Origin of the sequence: Streptomyces sp. NPDC047061 (genome assembly GCF_040643955.1) — a bacterium.
Taxonomy (GTDB): Bacteria; Actinomycetota; Actinomycetes; order Streptomycetales; family Streptomycetaceae; genus Streptomyces.
Genome location: NZ_JBEYVI010000059.1, coordinates 40,143 through 46,763 on the forward strand (window position 1 = coordinate 40,143; position 6,621 = coordinate 46,763).

General features: G+C 69.6%; 6 protein-coding genes. 5 read left to right on the forward strand and 1 reads right to left on the reverse strand.

Features of this window, described 5'->3' with window-relative positions:
• Positions 1-531 precede the first annotated feature (531 nt).
• Positions 532-825, reverse strand: coding sequence for a DUF397 domain-containing protein (locus ABZ887_RS46460; RefSeq protein WP_361304898.1), 294 nt, complete (start codon positions 823-825; stop codon positions 532-534).
• A gap of 281 nt (positions 826-1,106) precedes the next feature.
• On the opposite strand from ABZ887_RS46460, the gene rpsO reads away from it, so the two are divergent.
• The 5 genes from rpsO (at position 1,107) to ABZ887_RS46485 (ending at position 6,577) form a co-directional block, all read left to right on the forward strand.
• On the forward strand, positions 1,107-1,394 hold the full coding sequence (gene rpsO / locus ABZ887_RS46465; RefSeq protein WP_351713889.1) for a 30S ribosomal protein S15: 288 nt from the start codon (positions 1,107-1,109) through the stop codon (positions 1,392-1,394).
• A 326-nt stretch (positions 1,395-1,720) separates the two neighbouring features.
• Positions 1,721-3,946, forward strand: coding sequence for a polyribonucleotide nucleotidyltransferase (locus ABZ887_RS46470; RefSeq protein ID WP_361304900.1), 2,226 nt, complete (start codon positions 1,721-1,723; stop codon positions 3,944-3,946).
• Entirely contained in the window at positions 3,943-5,322 is a 1,380-nt protein-coding gene (locus ABZ887_RS46475) for a pitrilysin family protein (RefSeq protein ID WP_361304902.1), read from the forward strand. Before ABZ887_RS46470 ends, ABZ887_RS46475 begins: the two co-directional genes overlap by 4 nt.
• 29 nt (positions 5,323-5,351) lie before the next feature.
• The gene (dapB, locus tag ABZ887_RS46480; RefSeq protein WP_361304904.1) at positions 5,352-6,104 is read left to right on the forward strand and encodes a 4-hydroxy-tetrahydrodipicolinate reductase; all 753 of its coding nucleotides are present in this window, start codon (positions 5,352-5,354) and stop codon (positions 6,102-6,104) included.
• Positions 6,105-6,124: 20 nt separating this feature from the next.
• Positions 6,125-6,577, forward strand: a complete 453-nt coding sequence (locus ABZ887_RS46485; RefSeq protein WP_361304906.1) for a hypothetical protein — start codon at positions 6,125-6,127, stop codon at positions 6,575-6,577.
• Positions 6,578-6,621 lie beyond the last annotated feature (44 nt).

The following is a 6,621-nucleotide window of genomic DNA, read 5'->3' on the forward strand; positions in this document are numbered from 1 at the left end:
CTTCGTATTGCCGAACAACCGATGAACAAAACGGGCAAGAGCCGTCAGTTCGGTGCCAGTTGGCGTCTGTCATCCTGCCCGCCCTCGCCATGAGTCCCCTGTGGCGCAGGGGACCAGGGTGAGGTGGTGTTCGCGTGAGCACAGAAAAAACGGGCGAACTGGCCCCGGAAAAAGGGACATTGCGCGCGGATGCCACGGGGAACGGGGGAGTGCTGGGTGAGTACGGCGAAACGCCGCGCCCTCCCGTCCGACGGCCAGGGCGAGCTCAGCGACCCGGTGCAGTCGGACATCGTGGCGGAACAGGGCAGGGCCTTCTTCGTCAGGCGGGAACTCGCCGCCGAGACGACAAGCACTCCAAGGCCGCCCTGCTGTCCGTGCTCGGCATCGGCATCGGCAGCGCGGGCACGAGGCGACCCCGGCGTCGGCTGGGACGCCCCGGGGGCTCTGGCCGGACCGCGAACGGACCGCGAAAGGGCGGCACGCGCGCGTGCCGCCCCGCGGGCGCCGGTCACCGGCCGGCCGCGCCAACGCTCACTGGGCGGCCAGACCGCCGTTGCGCTCGTTCGGCTCCAGGTCGAACTCGCCGTCCCGCGCCCCCAGCACGAACGCCCGCCACTCCGCCTCCGTGTACCGCAGCACGGTGCCGTGGTCGAGCGAGGACCGCATGGCCACCGCACCCTCGGGCAGGTAGGCGATCTCGACCCGCTCCTCGTCCTGCTCGGTACCGGGCGCGCAGTGCCACTCGACGCCCGAGATGTCGAGCGCGTAGAGCTCGTCCCGTTCCCGCTCCTTGCGCGCCTTCGTCTCCTCAGCCGTCTCGCTCATCCCGCGCGACCCCTTCCCCTCGTCTTCCCCTCGTACCTGCGCTGTGACCGTCACACTACTGGCGGTCGTGCCGGGGCCGTACTTTCTTCCACAACCCCAGGACAGAGCCCCCCACCGGCACTGGTACCCTTGACGACGGCCGTTTGTGTACGCACTCCCGGAGTCCCCCGCGGACCCCGGAGGCAGTACCCAGCGGATCCCCGCCTCCCGAGTAACGGAAGCTTCCCCGAGACAAAGACCGGGGGCACTCGGTGGCCATGCAAGGACTACGAGGAGTACGCGTGCCGCTCGACGCCGCTACGAAGAAGCAGATCATCACCGAGTTCGGTACCAAGGAGGGCGACACCGGCTCCCCCGAGGTCCAGGTCGCCATGCTGTCGCGTCGGATCTCCGACCTGACGGAGCACCTCAAGGTCCACAAGCACGACCACCACTCCCGTCGTGGTCTGCTGATCCTGGTCGGTCAGCGCCGTCGCCTCCTGCAGTACCTGGCGAAGAAGGACATCCAGCGCTTCCGTGCGCTGGTCGACCGCCTGGGCATCCGCCGCGGTGCGGCGGGCGCCAAGTAAGACGCCGTGAAGGGAGCGGTTCCCGGAGAGACGCCCGGGGCCGCTCCCTTTGCCGTACGTGCGGAAACGTGCGGAGTGTCACTCACGCTTTGTAGTGTGGTAGCACAACGCAATACGCACGACACAGCACGACAACGAACAAGGAGAAGCGCACCCAAGCCGCCGCCGGTCCTCGGTAGTGGCCCCCGGGGGGAAGCGAGCCCCGGGTGCTTCGATCGAAGACCGGCCCGCACAGCACGGCGCGCTTCTCCGCAACCGTCCCCCCGCCACACGGGCGGACCGGGACAAAAGACGTAACGCAGACGAAAGTAACGGAGAAAACGCTAGTGGAGAACGAGACCCACTACGCCGAGGCCGTCATCGACAACGGCGCCTTCGGCACCCGCACCATCCGCTTCGAGACGGGCCGCCTGGCCAAGCAGGCCGCCGGCTCCGCCGTGGCGTACCTGGACGACGACACCATGGTGCTGTCGGCCACCACCGCCTCCAAGAACCCCAAGGACCAGCTCGACTTCTTCCCCCTCACGGTGGACGTCGAGGAGCGGATGTACGCCGCCGGCAAGATCCCGGGTTCCTTCTTCCGCCGTGAGGGCCGGCCGAGCGAGGACGCGATCCTCACCTGCCGTCTGATCGACCGCCCGCTGCGCCCGTCCTTCAAGAAGGGCCTGCGCAACGAGATCCAGGTCGTCGCCACCATCATGGCGCTCAACCCCGACCACCTGTACGACGTCGTCGCGATCAACGCCGCGTCCGCGTCCACCCAGCTGGCCGGTCTGCCCTTCTCCGGCCCGATCGGCGGCGTCCGCGTCGCGCTGATCAACGGCCAGTGGGTGGGCTTCCCGACGCACTCCGAGCTCGAGGACGCCGTCTTCGACATGGTCGTCGCCGGTCGCGCCCTGGAGGACGGCGACGTCGCGATCATGATGGTCGAGGCCGAGGCCACCGACAAGACCATCCAGCTGGTCAAGGGCGGTGCCGAGGCGCCGACCGAGGAGGTCGTCGCGGCCGGTCTGGAAGCTGCGAAGCCCTTCATCAAGGTGCTCTGCAAGGCCCAGGCCGACCTCGCCGCGAAGGCCGCCAAGCCGACCGGCGAGTTCCCGATCTTCCTCGACTACCAGGACGACGTCCTGGAGGCGCTGTCCGCCGCCGTCCGCCCGGAGCTCGCCTCCGCGCTGACCATCGCGGGCAAGCAGGAGCGCGAGGCCGAGCTGGACCGCGTCAAGGGTCTGGCCGCGGAGAAGCTGCTCCCGGAGTTCGAGGGCCGCGAGAAGGAGATCTCCGCCGCGTACCGCTCGCTCACCAAGCAGCTGGTCCGCGAGCGCGTGATCAAGGAGAAGAAGCGCATCGACGGCCGCGGCGTCACGGACATCCGTACGCTCGCCGCCGAGGTCGAGGCCATCCCGCGCGTGCACGGCTCCGCCGTGTTCGAGCGTGGCGAGACCCAGATCCTGGGCGTCACCACCCTCAACATGCTCCGGATGGAGCAGCAGCTGGACACCCTTTCCCCGGTGACCCGCAAGCGCTACATGCACAACTACAACTTCCCGCCGTACTCCACCGGCGAGACCGGCCGCGTCGGCTCCCCGAAGCGTCGCGAGATCGGCCACGGCGCCCTCGCCGAGCGCGCCCTGGTCCCGGTCCTGCCGACCCGCGAGGAGTTCCCCTACGCGATCCGCCAGGTCTCCGAGGCGCTGAGCTCGAACGGCTCGACGTCCATGGGTTCGGTCTGCGCCTCCACCATGTCGCTGCTGAACGCCGGTGTGCCGCTGAAGGCCCCCGTCGCCGGTATCGCCATGGGCCTGATCTCCCAGGACATCGACGGCGAGACGCACTACGTCACCCTCACCGACATCCTCGGTGCGGAGGACGCCTTCGGTGACATGGACTTCAAGGTCGCCGGCACCAAGGAGTTCGTGACCGCCCTCCAGCTCGACACCAAGCTGGACGGCATCCCGGCCTCCGTCCTGGCCGCGGCCCTCAAGCAGGCCCGCGACGCCCGCCTCCACATCCTCGACGTGATGATGGAAGCGATCGACAAGCCGGACGAGATGTCCCCGAACGCCCCGCGGATCATCACCGTCAAGATCCCCGTGGACAAGATCGGCGAGGTCATCGGCCCCAAGGGCAAGATGATCAACCAGATCCAGGAGGACACCGGCGCCGAGATCACCATCGAGGACGACGGCACCATCTACATCGGTGCCTCCGACGGCCCGGCCGCCGAGGCCGCCCGCGCCACGATCAACGGCATCGCCAACCCGACGATGCCCGAGGTCGGCGAGCGCTACCTCGGTACGGTCGTGAAGACGACCACCTTCGGTGCGTTCGTCTCCCTGCTGCCCGGCAAGGACGGTCTGCTGCACATCTCGCAGATCCGCAAGCTGGCCGGCGGCAAGCGCGTGGAGAACGTCGAGGACGTCCTCGGTGTGGGCCAGAAGGTCCAGGTCGAGATCGCCGAGATCGACTCCCGCGGCAAGCTCTCCCTGATCCCCGTGATCGAGGGCGAGGAAGAGGCTTCCGCCGAGGACACGAAGGACGACACCGACAAGTGACGTCGAGCAGCTCCACGACGACGGCCCGCACCTCTCCGGAGGCGCGGGCCGTCGCCCGTACCCAAACCCTGATCAAGGGCGAGAACGGCATCGGCACGGTCCGCAAGACCACCCTCCCCGGCGGCCTGCGCATCGTCACCGAGACCCTGCCCTCGGTCCGCTCCGCGACCTTCGGCATCTGGGCCCACGTCGGCTCCCGCGACGAGACCCCGTCCCTGAACGGCGCCACCCACTACCTGGAGCACCTGCTCTTCAAGGGCACTCAGCGCAGGTCCGCCCTGGACATCTCCTCCGCCATCGACGCGGTCGGCGGCGAGATGAACGCGTTCACGGCGAAGGAGTACACCTGCTACTACGCACGCGTGCTCGACACCGACCTGCCGCTCGCCATCGACGTCGTCTGCGACATGCTCACGGGCTCCCTGATCCTCGAGGACGACGTCAACGTCGAGCGCGGCGCGATCCTCGAAGAGATCGCGATGACCGAGGACGACCCGGGCGACTGCGTGCACGACCTGTTCGCGCACACCATGTTCGGCGACAACGCCCTCGGCCGCCCGGTCCTCGGCACCGTCGACACGGTCAACGCCCTCACCGCCGACCGCATCCGCCGCTTCTACAAGAAGCACTACGACCCCACCCACCTGGTGGTCGCCGCGGCCGGCAACATCGACCACAACAAGGTCGTACGACAGGTCCGCGCGGCCTTCGAGAAGGCCGGTGCCTTCAGGAACACCGCGGCCGCCCCCATCGCCCCGCGCGACGGCAGCCGTACGATCCGCACCGCCGGCCGCGTCGAACTCCTCGGCCGCAAGACCGAACAGGCGCACGTCGTCCTCGGCATGCCCGGCCTCGCCCGCACCGACGACCGCCGCTGGGCCCTCGGCGTGCTCAACACCGCCCTCGGCGGCGGCATGTCCTCCCGGCTCTTCCAGGAGGTCCGCGAGAAGCGCGGCCTGGCCTACAGCGTGTACTCGTACACCTCGGGCTTCGCCGACTGCGGACTGTTCGGCGTCTACGCCGGCTGCCGGCCCTCGCAGGTGCACGACGTCCTCAAGATCTGCCGGGACGAACTCGACCACGTAGCCGAGAACGGCCTGCCGGACGACGAGATCGGCCGTGCCGTCGGCCAGCTCCAGGGCTCCACGGTCCTCGGCCTGGAGGACACCGGCGCGCTGATGAACCGTATCGGCAAGAGCGAACTGTGCTGGGGCGAGCAGATGTCCGTCGACGACATGCTGGCCCGGATAGCCGCCGTGACCCCGGACGAGGTCCGCTCGGTCGCCCGCGACATCCTGGGACAGCGCCCGTCGCTGTCGGTCATCGGCCCGCTCAAGGACAAACAGGCCGCACGCCTGCACGACGCCGTCGCCTGACACACCACCGGTAAGGAACGAAGACGAAGATGAGCAAGCTGCGCGTGGCGGTCCTCGGTGCCAAGGGCCGGATCGGCTCCGAGGCGGTCAGGGCGGTCGAGGCCGCCGAGGACATGGAGCTGGTCGCCGCCCTCGGCCGGGGCGACAAGCTGGAGGCGCTGGCCGACTCCGGCGCCCAGGTCGCCGTCGAACTCACCACCCCCGCCTCGGTGATGGGCAACCTCGACTTCTGCGTACGCCACGGCATCCACGCCGTCGTCGGTACGACGGGCTGGACCGACGAGCGCCTCGCGCAGCTGACGGGCTGGCTGGCCCAGTCCCCGGAGACCGGCGTGCTCATCGCCCCGAACTTCTCCATCGGCGCCGTGCTGACGATGAAGTTCGCGCAGATCGCCGCGCCCTACTTCGAGTCGGTGGAGGTCGTCGAGCTCCACCACCCGAACAAGGTCGACGCCCCTTCCGGCACCGCCACCCGCACGGCCCAGCTGATCGCCGACGCCCGCCGCGCGGCCGGCACCGCCCCGGCCCCGGACGCCACGGTGACCGCCCTGGACGGCGCCCGGGGCGCCAGCGTCGACGGCATCCCCGTCCACGCCGTCCGCCTCCGCGGCCTCCTCGCCCACCAGGAGGTCCTCCTCGGCGGCGAGGGCGAGACCCTCACCATCCGCCACGACTCCCTCCACCACAGCAGCTTCATGCCGGGCATCCTGCTCGGCGCCCGCCGGGTGGTGACCACTCCGGGCCTGACCTTCGGCCTGGAGAACTTCCTGGACCTGGGCTGAGCCCCGGAAGGCCCCTGCTCATGCGCGCGAAGCTCTCCTACGCCGTCACGGCCGCCGTCCTCCTCTTCTACTTCGTCCTGGTCGGCAGCCGGGGCGTGATGCTCATCCAGACCGGCACGGTCCTCACCGTCACCTTCGGGGTGGCGGTGCTGATCCTGCCGGTGATCGGCCTGTGGTTCCTGTGGAAGAACACCCAGTTCGTCCGCAGGGCCAACGCCCTCGCCACCGAGCTCGACGCCGAGGGCGGCCTGCCCGTGGACGAGCTGAAGCGCACCCCCGGCGGCCGGATCGACCGGGACTCGGCCGACGAGGTCTTCGCCAAGCGCAAGGCCGAGACCGAGGCCGCCCCCGACGACTGGCGCAGTTGGTTCCGCCTCGCCGTCGCCTACCACGACGCCCGGGACACCCCGCGCGCCCGCAAGGCGATGCAGCGCGCCATCGCCCTGCACGACGGCAGGCCGCTGGAAGCCTGAGTCCCTGCGCCCCCTCAGGGGGCGCAGGGACTCAGGCGTCCAGC

What these genes read in the sequence shown, in the direction of transcription:
- dapB (WP_361304904.1), top strand. Translation starts at nt 5,352, where the DNA reads ATGAGCAAGCTGCGCGTGGCGGTCCTCGGTGCCAAGGGCCGGATCGGC.
- ABZ887_RS46460 (WP_361304898.1), bottom strand. Translation starts at nt 825, where the DNA reads ATGAGCGAGACGGCTGAGGAGACGAAGGCGCGCAAGGAGCGGGAACGG.
- ABZ887_RS46485 (WP_361304906.1), top strand. Translation starts at nt 6,125, where the DNA reads ATGCGCGCGAAGCTCTCCTACGCCGTCACGGCCGCCGTCCTCCTCTTC.